At 71.8% G+C, this 14,098-nt stretch carries 16 protein-coding genes; 8 read left to right on the forward strand and 8 right to left on the reverse strand.

Translation table 11 applies throughout. The features are described from left to right. Nucleotides 1-10: 10 nt before the first annotated feature. The 3 genes from ACFQ0P_RS05200 to ACFQ0P_RS05210 all read right to left on the reverse strand — a co-directional run bounded on the left by ACFQ0P_RS05200 (nucleotide 11) and on the right by ACFQ0P_RS05210 (nucleotide 1,803). On the reverse strand, nucleotides 11-703 hold the full coding sequence (locus ACFQ0P_RS05200) for a winged helix-turn-helix transcriptional regulator (RefSeq protein ID WP_204981049.1): 693 nt from the start codon (nucleotides 701-703) through the stop codon (nucleotides 11-13). After that, nucleotides 704-1,141, reverse strand: a complete 438-nt coding sequence (locus ACFQ0P_RS05205) for a VOC family protein (RefSeq protein ID WP_204981050.1) — start codon at nucleotides 1,139-1,141, stop codon at nucleotides 704-706. Nucleotides 1,142-1,230: 89 nt separating this feature from the next. After that, a complete protein-coding gene (locus ACFQ0P_RS05210) occupies nucleotides 1,231-1,803 on the reverse strand; it encodes an NADPH-dependent FMN reductase (protein ID WP_204981051.1) in 573 nt (190 codons plus the stop codon). A 137-nt stretch (nucleotides 1,804-1,940) separates the two neighbouring features. Here ACFQ0P_RS05210 and ACFQ0P_RS05215 point away from each other — a divergent pair, with 137 nt between their 5' ends. Both ACFQ0P_RS05215 and ACFQ0P_RS05220 read left to right on the forward strand, forming a co-directional pair. Next, a complete protein-coding gene (locus ACFQ0P_RS05215) occupies nucleotides 1,941-3,200 on the forward strand; it encodes a sensor histidine kinase (protein WP_204981052.1) in 1,260 nt (419 codons plus the stop codon). After that, nucleotides 3,197-3,943: a response regulator gene (locus ACFQ0P_RS05220; RefSeq protein WP_204981053.1), complete on the forward strand. Its 747-nt coding sequence runs from the start codon at nucleotides 3,197-3,199 to the stop codon at nucleotides 3,941-3,943. Before ACFQ0P_RS05215 ends, ACFQ0P_RS05220 begins: the two co-directional genes overlap by 4 nt. Nucleotides 3,944-3,977: 34 nt before the next feature. Here the strand turns inward: ACFQ0P_RS05220 and ACFQ0P_RS05225 are convergent, their stop codons facing one another. After that, nucleotides 3,978-4,547 (reverse strand): NADPH-dependent FMN reductase, encoded by a 570-nt coding sequence (locus ACFQ0P_RS05225; RefSeq protein WP_204981055.1) that lies wholly within the window; start codon nucleotides 4,545-4,547, stop codon nucleotides 3,978-3,980. A gap of 199 nt (nucleotides 4,548-4,746) precedes the next feature. Between ACFQ0P_RS05225 and ACFQ0P_RS05230 the strand changes: the two genes are divergently transcribed. Both ACFQ0P_RS05230 and ACFQ0P_RS05235 read left to right on the forward strand, forming a co-directional pair. Further along, entirely contained in the window at nucleotides 4,747-5,631 is an 885-nt protein-coding gene (locus tag ACFQ0P_RS05230; protein WP_204981057.1) for an ABC transporter ATP-binding protein, read from the forward strand. Next, nucleotides 5,628-6,728, forward strand: coding sequence for an ABC transporter permease (locus tag ACFQ0P_RS05235; RefSeq protein ID WP_204981059.1), 1,101 nt, complete (start codon nucleotides 5,628-5,630; stop codon nucleotides 6,726-6,728). Before ACFQ0P_RS05230 ends, ACFQ0P_RS05235 begins: the two co-directional genes overlap by 4 nt. 56 nt (nucleotides 6,729-6,784) lie before the next feature. On the opposite strand, the gene ACFQ0P_RS05240 is transcribed toward ACFQ0P_RS05235, so the two are convergent. The 4 genes from ACFQ0P_RS05240 to ACFQ0P_RS05255 all read right to left on the reverse strand — a co-directional run bounded on the left by ACFQ0P_RS05240 (nucleotide 6,785) and on the right by ACFQ0P_RS05255 (nucleotide 9,592). After that, nucleotides 6,785-7,168, reverse strand: coding sequence for a VOC family protein (locus ACFQ0P_RS05240; RefSeq protein ID WP_204981061.1), 384 nt, complete (start codon nucleotides 7,166-7,168; stop codon nucleotides 6,785-6,787). Nucleotides 7,169-7,269: 101 nt separating this feature from the next. Further along, the gene (locus ACFQ0P_RS05245; protein WP_204981063.1) at nucleotides 7,270-8,481 is read right to left on the reverse strand and encodes an acetyl-CoA C-acetyltransferase; all 1,212 of its coding nucleotides are present in this window, start codon (nucleotides 8,479-8,481) and stop codon (nucleotides 7,270-7,272) included. 54 nt (nucleotides 8,482-8,535) lie between these two features. Beyond that, complete coding sequence (rraA, locus tag ACFQ0P_RS05250; RefSeq protein WP_204981065.1) at nucleotides 8,536-9,003, reverse strand: ribonuclease E activity regulator RraA; 468 nt, start codon at nucleotides 9,001-9,003, stop codon at nucleotides 8,536-8,538. Between the two features lie 58 nt (nucleotides 9,004-9,061). Next, the gene (locus ACFQ0P_RS05255; protein WP_204981067.1) at nucleotides 9,062-9,592 is read right to left on the reverse strand and encodes a helix-turn-helix domain-containing protein; all 531 of its coding nucleotides are present in this window, start codon (nucleotides 9,590-9,592) and stop codon (nucleotides 9,062-9,064) included. 57 nt (nucleotides 9,593-9,649) lie between these two features. On the opposite strand from ACFQ0P_RS05255, the gene ACFQ0P_RS05260 reads away from it, so the two are divergent. The 4 genes from ACFQ0P_RS05260 (at nucleotide 9,650) to ACFQ0P_RS05275 (ending at nucleotide 14,078) form a co-directional block, all read left to right on the forward strand. Beyond that, on the forward strand, nucleotides 9,650-10,966 hold the full coding sequence (locus ACFQ0P_RS05260; protein WP_204981068.1) for an MFS transporter: 1,317 nt from the start codon (nucleotides 9,650-9,652) through the stop codon (nucleotides 10,964-10,966). A 145-nt stretch (nucleotides 10,967-11,111) separates the two neighbouring features. Beyond that, nucleotides 11,112-12,278, forward strand: coding sequence for a type III polyketide synthase (locus ACFQ0P_RS05265; protein ID WP_204981069.1), 1,167 nt, complete (start codon nucleotides 11,112-11,114; stop codon nucleotides 12,276-12,278). Next, entirely contained in the window at nucleotides 12,275-12,967 is a 693-nt protein-coding gene (locus ACFQ0P_RS05270) for a methyltransferase domain-containing protein (protein ID WP_204981070.1), read from the forward strand. The genes ACFQ0P_RS05265 and ACFQ0P_RS05270 overlap by 4 nt, the downstream gene beginning before the upstream one ends. Further along, nucleotides 12,960-14,078 (forward strand): FAD-dependent oxidoreductase, encoded by a 1,119-nt coding sequence (locus ACFQ0P_RS05275; protein WP_204981071.1) that lies wholly within the window; start codon nucleotides 12,960-12,962, stop codon nucleotides 14,076-14,078. The genes ACFQ0P_RS05270 and ACFQ0P_RS05275 overlap by 8 nt, the downstream gene beginning before the upstream one ends. The last annotated feature ends 20 nt before the right edge of the window (nucleotides 14,079-14,098 follow it).

Below are 14,098 nucleotides of genomic sequence, written 5' to 3' on the forward strand. Positions count from 1 at the left end.
GCTCCTTCCTTCAGGCGGGGATGCCCGCCGAATCGATGCGGAAGACCTCGGCGAACCGCTCCAAGAGGGTCGCGTCGCCCGCCTCGACGACGAGCACCTCGCGGTCGATCGCCTCCGCGGGCGTGAGCTCGCCCGAGATCACGCGCCGGATGCCCGGTCCGGCCGCGAACACGAGTCCGGGCTCTCCGGCGGGCGGGGCCCCTCCGATCAGCCGGGGAGGCGCGAGCTGGACGATCCGCAGTCGCGTGCCGTCCACCTGGACCCGCAGCACGATGTCCGCGAGACGCAGCTCGTAGTCGGCGGGCGGGAGGGATGCCGCGGCATCCGGTCGGAACGCGGTCCGCAGCGCCATCGTCAGGGAGTCCGCGGTCACGATGTCGTCCGGCTCCGGGTCGCCCATGCGGGCGAAGCCCCATTGCCCGAGCGCCAGGACGATCGGCTCGAGCTCGCGGCCATAGGGCGTGAGCTCGTACACGAGACCGCAGTTCGCGAGGGGCACGCGCCGCACGACTCCGCCCTCCTGCAGCTCCTTCAGCCGCGTCGAGAGGATGTTCGTGGGGATCCGGGGCAGCCCCTGCTTGAGATCGGTGTAGCGCCGAGGTCCGACGAGCAGGTCGCGCACGATGAGCAGCGCCCACCGCTCGCCGATCAGCTCGACAGCGGTCGTGACCCCGCAGTACTGCCCGTAGCTGCGGGCGGCCACCTACGCCTGCGCCTGCTCCGCCATGTAGGCCTCGGGCCCCAGCTCGGCCGCCTTCGGGTCCATGTAGAGGAAGGCGAGGCCGTTGCCGTCGGGGTCGTCGAGATCGCGGCTGTACATGAAGCCGTAGTCCTGTGCGGGGCGCGGCTCGCTGCCGCCGTTCGCGAGCCCCGCCTCGAGGATGCGATCCACCTCCTCGCGCGAGTCGCGGCTGAACGCGACCTGCACCTGCGCGTGCGTGCGCGGGTCGATGATCTCCTTGTCGGTGAACGTGCCGAGGTACTCCTTCGTGAGCACCATCATCTGGATGTTGTCGGCCCAGACGATGCACGCGGCGTTGTCATCGGTGAACAGCGGATTGATCTCGGCGCCCAGCGCCGTGTAGAAGGCCTTGGCCCGCTCGAGGTCGTTCGTCGGGACGTTGACGAAGATGTGCGTCATCGCGTTGCTCCTTGTCGGTGGTCATCGCGCCGATGCGGCGACGAGGCCACACTTGCAAAAAACAACCATGCTTGTCAAGAGCAAGCAGCTCAGGCGGTGCTGTCGATGAGCGCCCGGAAGGAAACGAGGAACTCGCTCAGGAATTCTCGGGTCGAGGCATCCGTCACCTGCCCGTCGTCGTCGATGAGACCCTTCTCGTAGCTGATGTAGGCCTCGGGGTCTCCGAGCACGTGCGCGCCCTGCGAGGTGAGGATGGCCTTGAGATGGTTCTGCGCGACGGCGGTGGAGATGTCCCCCGGGCTCGTGCCGATGACCGCGGTCGGGCGACCCGCGAAGGAGTTCTCCCCCTGGGGGCGAGAGGCCCAGTCGATCGCGTTCTTGAGCACCCCGGGGATCGAGCGGTTGTACTCGGGGGTCACGATCAGCAGGCCGTCCGCGTCGTCGACCGCGCGCTTGAAGCCGCGACCGGCCTCCGGATAGTCCTCGGGCTTCTCCATGTGGGCACCGAAGAAGGGCAGCTCGTCGATCGGCACGTCGACCAGTTCGAGTCCGGCCTGCGGGGCGAGCACCTCGAGCGCGTCGGCGAGCCTTCGGTTCAGCGACGGCTGCGAGACGCTCCCCACGATGAGGGCGACGGTGCGGGTGTCGTGCGAGTCGGTCATGTGTGCTCCTGTCGTCACCTCCATCCGATCGGCCGACGGCTCGCAGGGCCAGCCCCTTGCGCCGCGCACCGCTTACGGGCAGGGTCTCCGCCTTGAGGGGGATGCCGCGCGCCCGCGCTCCGCCGTAGCGTGGAGGGATGACTGGCTCCTCGTCTTCCCGGCGGCGGCCGCCCACTCCCGCCGAGCTGCGCAGCGACGTGTGGCTCGCCGCGGGCCTGCTGGTCGGCGCGGTGCTCAGCACGGCCCTCGGATCGGTCGCCGGGGTGTACGGCACCGACTCCGCCCAGGGCCTGCAGTGGGGCCTGCTGTACTCCGCGGGTCTCACGGTGCCGCTCGCGCTGCGCCGCCGCTTCCCCGAGATCGTCGCGGTCGTGGTGGCGGTCGTCTTCTTCGTCGGCGTCTCGGCGCGCATTCCCGAGATCTACGTGGGCAACATCGCCCTGTTCATCGCGATGTACACCGTGGGAGCGTGGGTCGACGACCGGCGTCGAGCCCTCTACGTGCGCGTCGCGATCATCATCTCGATGTTCGTCTGGCTGCTCGTGACGACCTTCCAGTCGGCCACCGCACCCACCGAGGAGGGGCTGTCGCGCGAGGGTCTGTTCTCCCCGTTCGTCGCCTTCATGCTCATCCAGTTCCTCGTCAATGCGGCGTTCTTCGGCGGCGCCTACTACATGGGCGACCGCGCCTACGCCTCCGCGCTCGAGCGCACCACGCTGGAGGATCGCACGCGCGAGCTCGAGGCCGAGCGCGAGGTGACGGCGGCGCAGGCCGTCGCGCTCGATCGCATCCGCATCGCCCGGGAGCTGCACGACGTCGTCGCGCACCACGTCTCGGCGATGGGGGTCCAGGCGGGCGCCGCGCGCACCGTCATGGATCGCGATCCGGATGCCGCGCGGCAGGCTCTCGAGAGCGTCGAGCGGTCCGCCCGCTCCGCGCTGGACGAGCTGCACCACCTCCTCGAGACGCTGCGCACCCCGAGCGGCGACGCGCCGAGCGCCTCGACCGTCTCGCTCGCGGGCCTCCCGTCGCTCGTCGAGCACGCGACGCAGAACGGGCTCCCCACCACCCTCACGATCATCGGCGACGAGATTCCGCTCCCCGACATCGCCCAGGTCAACATCTACCGCATCACCCAGGAGGCGCTGACGAACGCGCGCCGTCACGGCGGAGCGGATGCCTCGGCCGACGTCCGCCTGCGCTACGGCCCGGGTGCCGTCGAACTCGAGATCGCCAACACCGGGCGGACCCCGCCGGCCGTCCGGCCCGGGCTCGGCATCGTCGGCATGCGCGAGCGTGCGGTCGCCTCCGGCGGCACCCTCGAGGCGGGGCCGCGGACCCGGGGTGGCTTCCTCGTGCGGCTGCGGGTCCCGGTGCCCGAGCGGGTCGACGCGTGAGCGCCCCGCCGATCCGGGTGCTGCTGGTCGACGATCACGCGGTGATGCGCGCCGGGTTCCGCATGATCCTCGAGGCCGCGGACGACATCGTCGTGGTCGGAGAGGCGGGGACCGGCTCGGAAGGAGTGGCCGCGGCATCCACCCTGCACCCGGACGTGGTATGCATGGACGTGCAGATGCCCGACGTGGATGGACTCGAAGCGACGCGGCGCATCGTCGCGGACCCGGCCGTGTCGGCCGCCGTGGTGATCGTGACGACGTTCGACCGCGATGACTACCTGTTCGAGTCGCTCGCGGCCGGAGCGAGCGGATTCCTGCTCAAGAACGCCGGCCCCGAGGAGCTGGTGAACGCGGTGCGCGTGGCGGCGGCGGGCGACGCGCTGCTCGCGCCGGAGGTGACGCGCCGCGTGATCGCCCGGTTCGCCGAGCCGCCGCGCAACAACTCCTCAACACCGGCCTCGCAGAGCGCCAGGAGCGCCGGAACGAGGCCCATCGGCTCCAGTTCTGAGGAGTTGCTGCGCACTCGACCCGACGCTGTCGCCGCGTCACCGGTCGAGCTGACCGAGCGCGAGGACGAGGTGCTGCGGCTCGTCGCGCAGGCGCTCAGCAACGCCGAGATCGCCCAGCGCCTCTACATCGGCGAGGCGACCGTGAAGACGCACGTCTCCAACGTGCTGCAGAAGCTCGGCGCCCGCGACCGCGTGGCCGCGGTCGTGTACGCCCACCGGCACGGCCTGGTGTGAGCCCGGGCGCCGGAACACGCCCGGGCCCGGTGGGTCAGGCCGCGACGGGGACCGCGGCGTAGCGGTCCACGAGCGCGCCGAAGGCCTCGAGGTAGCCCACGAGGAACTCCGCCGTCTGGTCGTTGGTGACCTCGCCGGAGTCGGTGAACAGACCCGGCGTCGACTGGACGTACCCCTCGGGCTGGCCGAGCGTCGGTGCGTTGTAGTGGCTCAGCACGGCCTTGAGGTGCTGCTGCGCGGCGGCCGTGGCGATCGGCCCGCCCGACGTGCCGATCACGGCGGTCGGCTTGCCGTTGAACGAACCCTGGCCCCACGGGCGAGCCGCCCAGTCGAGCGCATTCTTCAGCACACCCGGGATCGACCGGCTGTACTCGGGGGTCACGATGATCACGCCGTCGACGTCCTCGATCGCCTGCTTGAAGTCGCGCGCGACCTGCGGGTAGTCGGCGTCGAAGTCGGGCGAGTAGAACGGCAGGTCCTTGATCGGGATCTCGACGAGCGTCGTACCCTCCGGGGCGAGACGCTCCAGCGCCCGTGCGAGGCGTCGGTTGATCGAGGTCGACGAGATGCTTCCGACGATGTAGCCGATGGTCCGATCGGTCATGGGTGAGTTCCTCCGCAAATGAAAAGGGTCCCCGGCGGGGACCACCGTGGACGTTCCATTCACGTGCAAGCACCTCGCATCCCGATCTATTCCCGCGCATACATTCGGCTGCTCCTCTCGGATATCCGCCTGCGGGGGGAGGCGCCCACTCGCGCACCTGCCTACCGTGGAGACCGGAAGCCAGAGGAGAGGATCGAGGATGCTGCAACTGACAGGAATCACGAAGAGCTACGGGGGGAGGCTCGCCCTCGACGACGTCTCGTTCGAGGTCCGTCCCGGGCGGCTGACCGGCTTCGTCGGCGGCAACGGCGCGGGCAAGACCACCACGATGCGCATCGTGCTCGGCGTCCTCGCCAAGGATGCGGGGTCGGTGACCCTCGACGGCGCGGAGGTGACGGCATCCGATCGCCGCCGCTTCGGATACATGCCGGAGGAGCGCGGGCTCTACCCCAAGATGAAGGTCCTCGAGCACATCACCTACCTCGCGCGGCTGCACGGGTTCGCCAAGGCGGATGCCGCGTCCCGCGCGGGCGAGCTCCTCGAGCGGCTCGGGCTCGGTGAGCGCCTGAACGACAACGTCGAGACGCTGTCGCTCGGAAACCAGCAGCGCGCGCAGATCGCCGCGGCGCTCGTGCACGACCCTCGCGTGCTCATCCTCGACGAACCCTTCTCGGGCCTCGACCCGCTCGCGGTCGACGTCGTGGCGGGCGTCCTCCAGGAGCGCGCCGCCGCCGGTGCCGCCGTGCTGTTCTCGTCCCACCAGCTCGACGTGGTCGAGCGGCTCTGCGACGACCTCGTCATCATCGCCGGCGGCACGATCCGCGCCGCCGGCGCCCGCGACGAGCTGCGGGCCGCGCACTCCACCCGCCGCTTCGAGCTCGTCTCCGCGGGCGACGCCGGCTGGCTGCGGGGCGAGCCCGGCGTCGACGTGCTCGACTTCGACGGCGGATACGCGGTGTTCGACGTCGACTCCGACGACACCGCCCAGCGAGTGCTCCGCCGGGCCGTCGCACAGGGCGACGTCGCGAGCTTCGCGCCGCAGCATCCCACCCTCGCCCAGATCTTCAAGGAGGTCATCCAGTGAGCACCCCCACCACCGGCAGCACCCTGAGCTCCGCGCAGGCCGTCTGGCTCGTCGCAGAACGCGAGATCGGCTCGAAGCTGCGCAGCAAGGCCTTCGTCATCTCGACGGCGATCCTGCTGATCGGCGCCCTGGCCGTCGTCATCTGGGGTGGCTTCGCCGCGTCGAACAACTCCGGCACGCCCGTCGCGGTGACGACGGATGCCGCGGCCGTCCTCTCGACCACGGAGGGTCTGGACATCACCGAGGTCGGCGACCGCGACGAGGCCGAGGCTCTCGTCGAGAGCGGCGACGTCGACGCGGCGATCGTCGTCGACGCCGAGTCGCCCGTCGGGCTCGCGGTGATCGCCGACTCCAGCCCTCCGTCGCAGCTGCTGCTGCAGCTCGCCGTGACGCCGACGGTCGTGCTGCTCGATCCTGACGCGACCGGCTTCGCGCTGGGCTATGTCGTCGCGATCGGCTTCGGCGTCGTGTTCCTCTTCGCGGCGTCCATGTTCGGCGGCACGATCGCCCAGAGCGTCGTGGAGGAGAAGCAGACGCGCGTGGTCGAGCTCCTCATCTCGGCCATCCCGGTCCGCGCGCTCCTGGCCGGCAAGGTCATCGGCAACACCGTGCTCGCGATGGGACAGATCCTGATCCTCGCGGCCATCGCCGTGGTCGGGCTGACCATCACGGATCAGACCGCGCTCCTGCAGGGGCTCGGTGGCCCGATCGCCTGGTTCGCGGTGTTCTTCCTGTTCGGCTTCATCCTCCTCGCCTCGCTGTTCGCGGCGGCGGCGTCGATGGTGTCGCGCATGGAGGACATCGGCTCGACCACGACGCCGCTCACGATGCTCGTCATGGCGCCGTACTTCCTGGTGATCTTCTTCTTCGACAACCCGGTCGTGCTGGGCATCATGTCGTACGTGCCGTTCTCGGCCCCGGTCGGGATGCCGATGCGCCTCTTCCTCGGCGAGGCGCAGTGGTGGGAGCCGCTGCTCTCGCTCGCGATCCTCATCGCGACGTGCGTCGCGGCGATCGCGATCGGCGCGCGGATCTACCAGAACTCCCTCCTGCGGATGGGCGCGCGCGTGAAGCTCTCCGAGGCCCTCGCCCGCTGACGCGGGTCACCGGATGCCCCGGCCCGCCGCACCGCGGTGGCCGGGGCATCCGTCCGTCACGCCGCCGCGAGCACCGCGAGGACGTTGCCGGACGGGTCCGTGAACCACGCGATCTCGGGCCCCATCCCCCGGGAGATGCCCTTGTCGTCGGTCGGGAAGTCGGCGTCGTCGTAGATCTTCGTGACGACGCCCCGCGAGTTGAGGTCGTCCACGGCCGCCTCGACGTCGTCGACGTCGAAGTTCAGGATCGTGAACACCGCGGGCTCGTGGTCGGGCTTGGGATAGACCATCACCTTCGCGCCCGACCCGAGGGTGAGCTCCATGATGCCCATGTCGTCATAGACCTCGACGGCCAGGCCGAGGGTCTCTCCGTAGAACGCCTTCGCCTCGTCGAGGTCCTTCACGGCGAAGCTGCTGAACGCGCGATTGTGGGTGAACATCTCGCTCCCGGGGTCGTGGTGGTCGATCGCTCCCGCCAGCCTCCGCCCTCCGGGCCCGCGTGTCCAGGGGTGCCGGTGGCCGGCAGGCCCCGGGCCCGACCTCAGACGCGCTCCACCACCGTCGCCACGCCCATGCCGCCGCCGATGCACAGCGTCGCCAGGCCGTGGCGCCCGCCGGTGCGCTCGAGCTCGTCGACGAGGGTGCCGAGGATCATCGCGCCCGTCGCCCCGAGCGGATGCCCCATCGCGATCGCGCCGCCGTTGACGTTCACGCGCTCGTGCGGGAAGTCGTCGAGGTCGCGCATGAGGCGCAGCGCGACCGAGGCGAACGCCTCGTTGATCTCGATGAGATCGATGTCGTCCAGGGAGAGCCCGGCGCGCTGGAGAGCCAGCCGCGACGCGGGCCCGGGACCGGTGAGCATGATGGTCGGCTCGGTGCTGACGACGGCGGCGGACAGGATGCGGGCGCGCGGAGTGAGTCCGTGGCGCACGCCCGCCGCCTCATTGCCGACGACGACGAGCGCGGCGCCGTCGACGATCCCGGACGAGTTGCCGGCGTGGTGGACGTGGTCGATCGCTCCCGCTTCGGGGTAGACCCGCAGCGCGAGCTCGTCGAACCCGGAGCGTCCCATCTCCGCGAACGCGGGCGGCAGGGCGGCGAGACTCTGGATGCTGGTGCCCGGCCGGATCGTCTCGTCCCGTTCGAGCAGCACCGTGCCCGCGGCATCCGTCACCGGCACGACCGAGCGCGCGAACCGGCCCTCCTCCCACGCGCGGGCCGCGCGGGCGTGGGACTCGGCGGCGAACCGGTCGACGTCCTCCCGCGTGTATCCCTCGAGCGTCGCGATCAGGTCGGCGCTGATCCCCTGCGGCACCGAGTCGGGGGTCACGGCGGCGGCGGCATCCTTCGAGAAGGGGCTGCCGTCGCTGCCCATGGGCACGCGGCTCATGGACTCGACGCCGCCCGCGAGGAAGAGATCCTCCCACCCCGACCGCACCCTGGCCGCGGCCTGGTTGACGGCCTCGAGCCCCGAGCCGCAGAACCGGTTGAGCTGCACACCCGGCACCGTGTCGGGCAGGCCCGCGGCGAGCGCCGCGACCTTCGCGACGTCGGAGCCCTGATCGCCGATCGGCGTGACGCACCCGAGCACGAGGTCGTCGATCCCCGCGGGGTCGAGGCCGGCGTGGCGCTCCCGGAGGGCGTCGACCAGGCCCACGACGAGCTCGTGCGGGGGCACGCCGTGCAGCGAGCCGGTGGACTTTCCGCGTCCGCGCGGGGTGCGCACCGCGTCGTAGACGAAGGCCTCGGTCATGCTTCCATCGTGCCACCGGCGCGGGCGCCGGGCTCGGCCGCGGCCCGGACTGCCTCAGCGCTCGACGAGCACCCCATCGGCGTCCGCCCACAGGTGCCGGCCCGGAATGAACGCCACTCCCCCGATCACCACCGGCACATCCACCTCGCCGACACCGCCCTTCGCGCTCTTGCGCGGGTTCGAGCCGAGCGCCTTCACGCCGAGCGGCAGCGCCGCGAGCGCCTCGCGATCGCGGACGGCGCCGTGCACGACCACCCCGGCCCAGCCGTTCTCGACCGCGGAGGCCGCGATGAGGTCGCCCACGAGCGCCGACTCGAGCGATCCGCCTCCGTCGACCACCAGCACGGCCCCGTCGCCCGGAGTGGCGAGCACGGCCTTCACGAGCGCGTTGTCCCGGTGGCACCGCACGGTGCGCACCGGTCCGTCGAATGCGACCCGTCCACCCAGATCGAGCATCGGCAGCGACAGGGAGTCGAGGGCATCACCGCGCTCGTCGTACAGGTCGGCCGTCGCGATCGTCATGCGCCCAATGTACTGGCGGCTCTGCGCGGCCGACGGCACGGTGCCCGGCCGCGGGCCGTCAGCCCCGCTCGGCGCCGGGCGGGTTGAAGTCGGGGTGAAAGGCGGTGAAGACGGAGTAGGCCTCGCCGTCGGCATCCGGTCCGCGCTCCTTGAACTCCTCGAGCAGGTCGTGCAGGCGCCCCTGGAACTCCTCCCGGTGCTCGTCGTTCAGGCGGAGACCGAGCCACGCGGTGTCGAGGTCGTCGGGATCGACGCGCTCGATCTGCTGCAGGAAGACCTCCACGAGCACGCGGCTGCGCTCGGGCAGAGGCATCCGCCACGAGAGCCCGGTGGCGCGATACGGCACCTCGCGGGCCCCCTGCGCGCCCGCCCGCTCGGGCTCGGCCGCCAGGAACCCGGTCTGGACGAGCGTGCGCACGTGGTGCAGCATCGTGCCGGGGTTGACCCCGAGCAGCTCCGCCAGCTCTTTGTTGGTGCGCGATTCGAAGGCGCACAGCCGCAGCACGCGCAGCCGCAGCGGGGAGCCGATCGCGCGCAGGCGGGCTTCGTCTACAGGATCGCCGGGCGTGAGCTCGATGCGGTCGTCCACACCGCGAGCCTACGGGACTGATTGACAACCCTCAATCGGTATCCCACACTGATTGACATGTCCCAATCAGTCTCCCCTGACGCTGCCGACCGCGCCCCGCGCCCGGCCCGCGCGGGCTCGCTCTGGCGCGACGGCAACTTCCTCACGATGTGGGGCGGGCAGACCCTGAGCCAGTTCGGGGCGCAGATCACCGAGCTGGCGATCCCGGTCCTCGCGGTGCTGCTGCTGAACGCGACGGAGTTCCAGGTCGGCGTGCTGAACGCGGCCAACGTCGCCGCGTTCCTGCTCGTCGGACTCCCCGCCGGCGCGTGGATCGACCGCATGCGCAAGCGGCACGTCATGATCGCCGCCGACCTCGTGCGCGCGGCCGCGCTCGCGCTCGTGCCGGTGCTGTGGATGCTGGGGGCCCTCGAGATCTGGCACCTCATCGCGATCGTGGCGGTCGTGGGCGTGGCCACGGTGTTCTTCGACGTCTCGTACCAGAGCATCGTGCCCTCGCTCGTGCGGCCCGACCAGATCGCCGAGGCGAACGGCAAGCTCCAGTCCAGCTACGAGATCGCCAACATCACCGGACCGGGAATCGGGGGTTGGCTCGTGGGGGTGATCACCGCGCCACTCGCTGTGCTCGCGACCGCCGTGACCTACGTGCTCTCAGCCGTCGCGCTCGTGTTCACGCGCGACCACGAAGAACCCCGCGACACCGCGGACCGCGGGTCGATCCTCGGCGAGATCCGCGAGGGCCTGCACTTCGTCTTCACCGAGCGGCTGCTGCGGCGGATCGTCGGCACGACGGGGGTCTCCAACTTCTTCAGCACCCTGTCGGGCACGCTGATCCCGATCTTCCTGCTGCGCGAGCTCGGGTTCTCGCCGGCGTCCCTCGGACTGATCTTCTCGCTGGGCGCGGTCGGCGGTCTCCTCGGCGCGATGTCGACGTCGCACATCGTGCGGTGGATCGGCGAAGCGCGCGCGATCCCCGTGAGCGCCCTCGGCTTCAGCGTGATCGGGCTGCTGCTGCCGGTCGCCGCGCTCGTGCCGGCGGTCGCGTTCCCGCTGCTGGTCGGACAGTTCTTCGTGATGAGCTTCACGGTCCTCGTCTACAACATCACCCAGGTCACCTTCCGCCAGCGCATCACGCCGCCTCGCCTGCTCGGCCGCATGAACGCGTCGGTCCGTTTCGTCGTGTGGGGCGTCATGCCGATCGCCGCGCTGCTCGCCGGTGCGCTGGGGACGTGGCTCGGGGTGGTCCCGACGATGTGGATCGGCGCGATCGGCCAGCTGCTGTCGGCGGCGTTCGTCGTCTTCGGCCCGTTCTGGACGATGCGCGAGCTTCCGGACGCGCACACGACCGCGGCATCCGCCCCTGCCCGGGAGTGAGTCGTCTCAGGCCGCCCGCGCGCGGCGGTCGTGCGCGATGCCCGTGCCCTCGATGTGCATGCCTCGACGGTAGCGCGGCTGAGCATGCGCCCGACATCGGCGCAAGAGCGACCCACGCGAGCCGTGAGCGTGCTTAAGTGAGTGCATGAGCGCACGCATCGTGTCGATCGGAACGGCCGTGCCGGTCACGCGCGTGCCGCAGGACCGCGCGCGGGAGATCTTCGCCGGGCAGCCGGGCGTCGACCGGCTGACCCAGCGCCTCATCCATGCCGCGTTCGACGCCTCCGCGATCGAGCACCGTCACACCGTGCTCACCGAGTTCGGCGACGACCCGTCCGCCCACGCGATGCTCCCCGCGGGGCGCGCCCGCTTCGCCGACGACGACGGAAGGATGCTGCGCCCGACGACCGGCTCCCGCAACGACTTCTACATCGCGGCCGCGCCCGAGCTCAACGCCCGGGCCGCGAGGGCGGCGCTGGCCGACGCGGAGGTCGAGGCATCCGCCGTCACGCACGTCGTCACCGTCTCGTGCACCGGATTCTTCGCCCCGGGCCCCGACTACCGCCTCGTGCGGGACCTCGGGCTCGCGCCGTCGGTCGAGCGCTACCACCTGGGCTTCATCGGCTGCGCCGCGGCGATGCCGGCCCTGCGCCTCGCGGCGCGGATCTGCGCCGCGCAACCCGGTGCGGTCGTGCTCGTGGTGTGCCTCGAGCTGTGCACGCTCCACATCCGGCCGTCGTCGGACCCGCAGCAGATCGTCGCGGCGTCGGTGTTCGCCGACGGCGCGGCGGCCGCGGTGGTGACCGACGACGCGCTCACGGGCCGGCCCGGCGGGCTCGCGCTCGACCGGTTCTCGACCGTGCTGACGTCCGAGGGTGAGACCGACATGGTCTGGACGATCGGCGACCACGGCTTCGAGATGATCCTCACGGCGGAGGTGCCCCGGATCGTCGGCCGCGAGATCCGGGGTGCGGTCGACTCCTTCCTCTCGGGAGAGGCGATGCCCGACGCGTGGGCGGTGCACCCCGGCGGACGCAGCGTGCTGGACCGCGTCGAGGCGGGCCTCGAACTCGCACCGTCTGCACTGGACGCGTCACGCGAAGTCCTGCGCGACTACGGCAACATGTCGAGCGCGACCATCCTCTTCATCCTGCGGCGGATGCTCCACGACGACGCGATCGCCGACGGCGCGAGAGTGGGCGCGCTGGCCTTCGGCCCGGGCCTCACGGTGGAGTCCGGGATGTTCGTCAAGACCGCGTCACCCGCGACCGGCGCTCCCGCCCGACCCGTCGAGGCCGTCGTCGGCGCATGAGCCTGAGCGTTCGCGACGCGGAGCTCGTCGAGCTCATGGACGACCCCGCGTGCGATCCTCGGCGCCTGCACGCCACCCTGCGCCGGTTCGACACGGTCAACCGGCTCTTCTCGGGGTGGGGAGCGACGTACCGCAGGGTGCTCCGGCCAGCGCTCCTGGGCCTGGACCGGCCGGCGCGCGTGCTCGACCTCGGCTCGGGCGGCGGGGATCTCGTGACGCGGCTCGCCCGCCTCTCGCGCCGGGACGGACTCGACGTGACGTGGGTCGGCGCCGATCCCGACCCGCGATCGCTCGACGTCGCGCGGGCGCGCGCGGCGCCCGGCATCGAGTTCCGGGTGACGGATGCCGCGGCCCTCCGCCGCGCCGGCGAGACCTTCGACGTCGTCATCTCCAACCACGTGCTGCACCACCTGAGCCGTGATGAGCTCGCCGCTTTCGCGTCGGACTCCCTCGCCCTCAGCCGCGGACGGGTGATCCACTCCGACATCCGCCGCAGCCGCGCCGCCTACGGGCTCTACGCCGTGGCCGTGACGCCGTTCGCACCGGGAACTTTTCTGCGCACCGACGGCCTGCGGTCGATCCGCCGCAGCTACCTGCCGCGCGAGCTCGGCGACGCGCTCGGTCCGCGATGGCGGGTGGAGGCGGCATCCCCGTTCCGCGTGCTCGCCGTCGGGAACGGCGATGCCTGACGTCCTCGTGGTCGGCGGGGGCCCCGTCGGCACGCTCCTGTCGGCCGAGCTCGCTCGGCGCGGCGTCGACGTCGACGTTCTGGAGCGCCGAACCGTTCCCGGAGAGGGGACCCGGGCGATCGGCGTGCACTCCCCCGTCCTCGCCGCGCTCGAGGCATCGGGCACGACCGAGCGGCTCCTGGCCTCGGCGGTGCGCGTGTCACGCGGCGAGGCCCGCTCGGCGGGCCGGCTGCTCGGCGTGGTCCGGTTCGATCGGCTGCACCGGCGGTTCCCGTTCGTGGCGACGCTTCCGCAGGCCGCGACCGAGGCGGCCCTCGCCGCGGAGGCGCCGCCACCCCGGCGGGGCGCGACCGTGACCGCCGTGCGGCCGGAGGGACGAGGCATCCGGGTCTCGCTCGAAGAGGGCGACGACCTCAGCGCGCCGATCGTCGTGGTCGCCGGCGGCTGGCGCGCGCGCGACCTCGTCTACCGCCGCGGTGCGGTGCCGGTGAAGCGCTACCCCGACCGGTACCTCATGGCGGATGTCGCCGCCGGCCGCGACGACGACGTCGCCGTGATCGACATCGACGGCCGCGGGGTGCTGGAGGCGTTTCCTCTTCCCGGCGGGCGGCGGCGGTACGTCGCGTGGGACGACGGACCGACGGATCGCGGTCTGGCCGAGCGCCTTCGGGAGGCCCTGCGGGCGAGGGGCGAGGGAGCCGCCGCCGCGCAGGTCGCCGAGGCGACCGCGTTCGAGGTGCGCCGGGCCGTCGCGCGCCGGCTTCGGCGCGGGGGACTCTTCGCGATCGGAGACACCGCGCACGAGGTGAGCCCGATCGGCGGGCAGGGCATGAACCTCGGACTTCTGGATGCCGCGACCCTCGCACCCCTGCTCGCGACCTGGGTCCGCAGCGGGGTCGCGCCCGACGCCGCGCTCGCCCGGTGGGAGCGGCGCCGGGTCGCGTCGGCACGCGCCGCGGCGCGGCTCGCCTCGGTCAACACCGCCGCCGGCCGCGCACTTCCACCAGCCGCGGACGCGCTGCGCCGCGGGGCGCTGCGGGTCGCGGTGACCCCACCCGGCGCGCGGCTGCTCGCCCATGCCTACTCGATGGGGTTCGACCGCGACGCGTGACCCCGCAGCCCGGCCGTGCC

It is taken from the genome of Microbacterium insulae (assembly GCF_042677065.1).
GTDB classification, from domain to species: domain Bacteria; phylum Actinomycetota; class Actinomycetes; order Actinomycetales; family Microbacteriaceae; genus Microbacterium; species Microbacterium insulae.

Bases quoted from the DNA above. Each gene is read 5' to 3' on its own strand.
- ACFQ0P_RS05205 (WP_204981050.1), bottom strand. From the start codon at position 1,141: ATGACGCACATCTTCGTCAACGTCCCGACGAACGACCTCGAGCGGGCC.
- ACFQ0P_RS05210 (WP_204981051.1), bottom strand. From the start codon at position 1,803: ATGACCGACTCGCACGACACCCGCACCGTCGCCCTCATCGTGGGGAGC.
- ACFQ0P_RS05215 (WP_204981052.1), top strand. From the start codon at position 1,941: ATGACTGGCTCCTCGTCTTCCCGGCGGCGGCCGCCCACTCCCGCCGAG.
- ACFQ0P_RS05225 (WP_204981055.1), bottom strand. From the start codon at position 4,547: ATGACCGATCGGACCATCGGCTACATCGTCGGAAGCATCTCGTCGACC.
- ACFQ0P_RS05230 (WP_204981057.1), top strand. From the start codon at position 4,747: ATGCTGCAACTGACAGGAATCACGAAGAGCTACGGGGGGAGGCTCGCC.
- ACFQ0P_RS05240 (WP_204981061.1), bottom strand. From the start codon at position 7,168: ATGTTCACCCACAATCGCGCGTTCAGCAGCTTCGCCGTGAAGGACCTC.
- ACFQ0P_RS05245 (WP_204981063.1), bottom strand. From the start codon at position 8,481: ATGACCGAGGCCTTCGTCTACGACGCGGTGCGCACCCCGCGCGGACGC.
- rraA (WP_204981065.1), bottom strand. From the start codon at position 9,003: ATGACGATCGCGACGGCCGACCTGTACGACGAGCGCGGTGATGCCCTC.
- ACFQ0P_RS05260 (WP_204981068.1), top strand. From the start codon at position 9,650: ATGTCCCAATCAGTCTCCCCTGACGCTGCCGACCGCGCCCCGCGCCCG.
- ACFQ0P_RS05265 (WP_204981069.1), top strand. From the start codon at position 11,112: ATGAGCGCACGCATCGTGTCGATCGGAACGGCCGTGCCGGTCACGCGC.
- ACFQ0P_RS05270 (WP_204981070.1), top strand. From the start codon at position 12,275: ATGAGCCTGAGCGTTCGCGACGCGGAGCTCGTCGAGCTCATGGACGAC.
- ACFQ0P_RS05275 (WP_204981071.1), top strand. From the start codon at position 12,960: ATGCCTGACGTCCTCGTGGTCGGCGGGGGCCCCGTCGGCACGCTCCTG.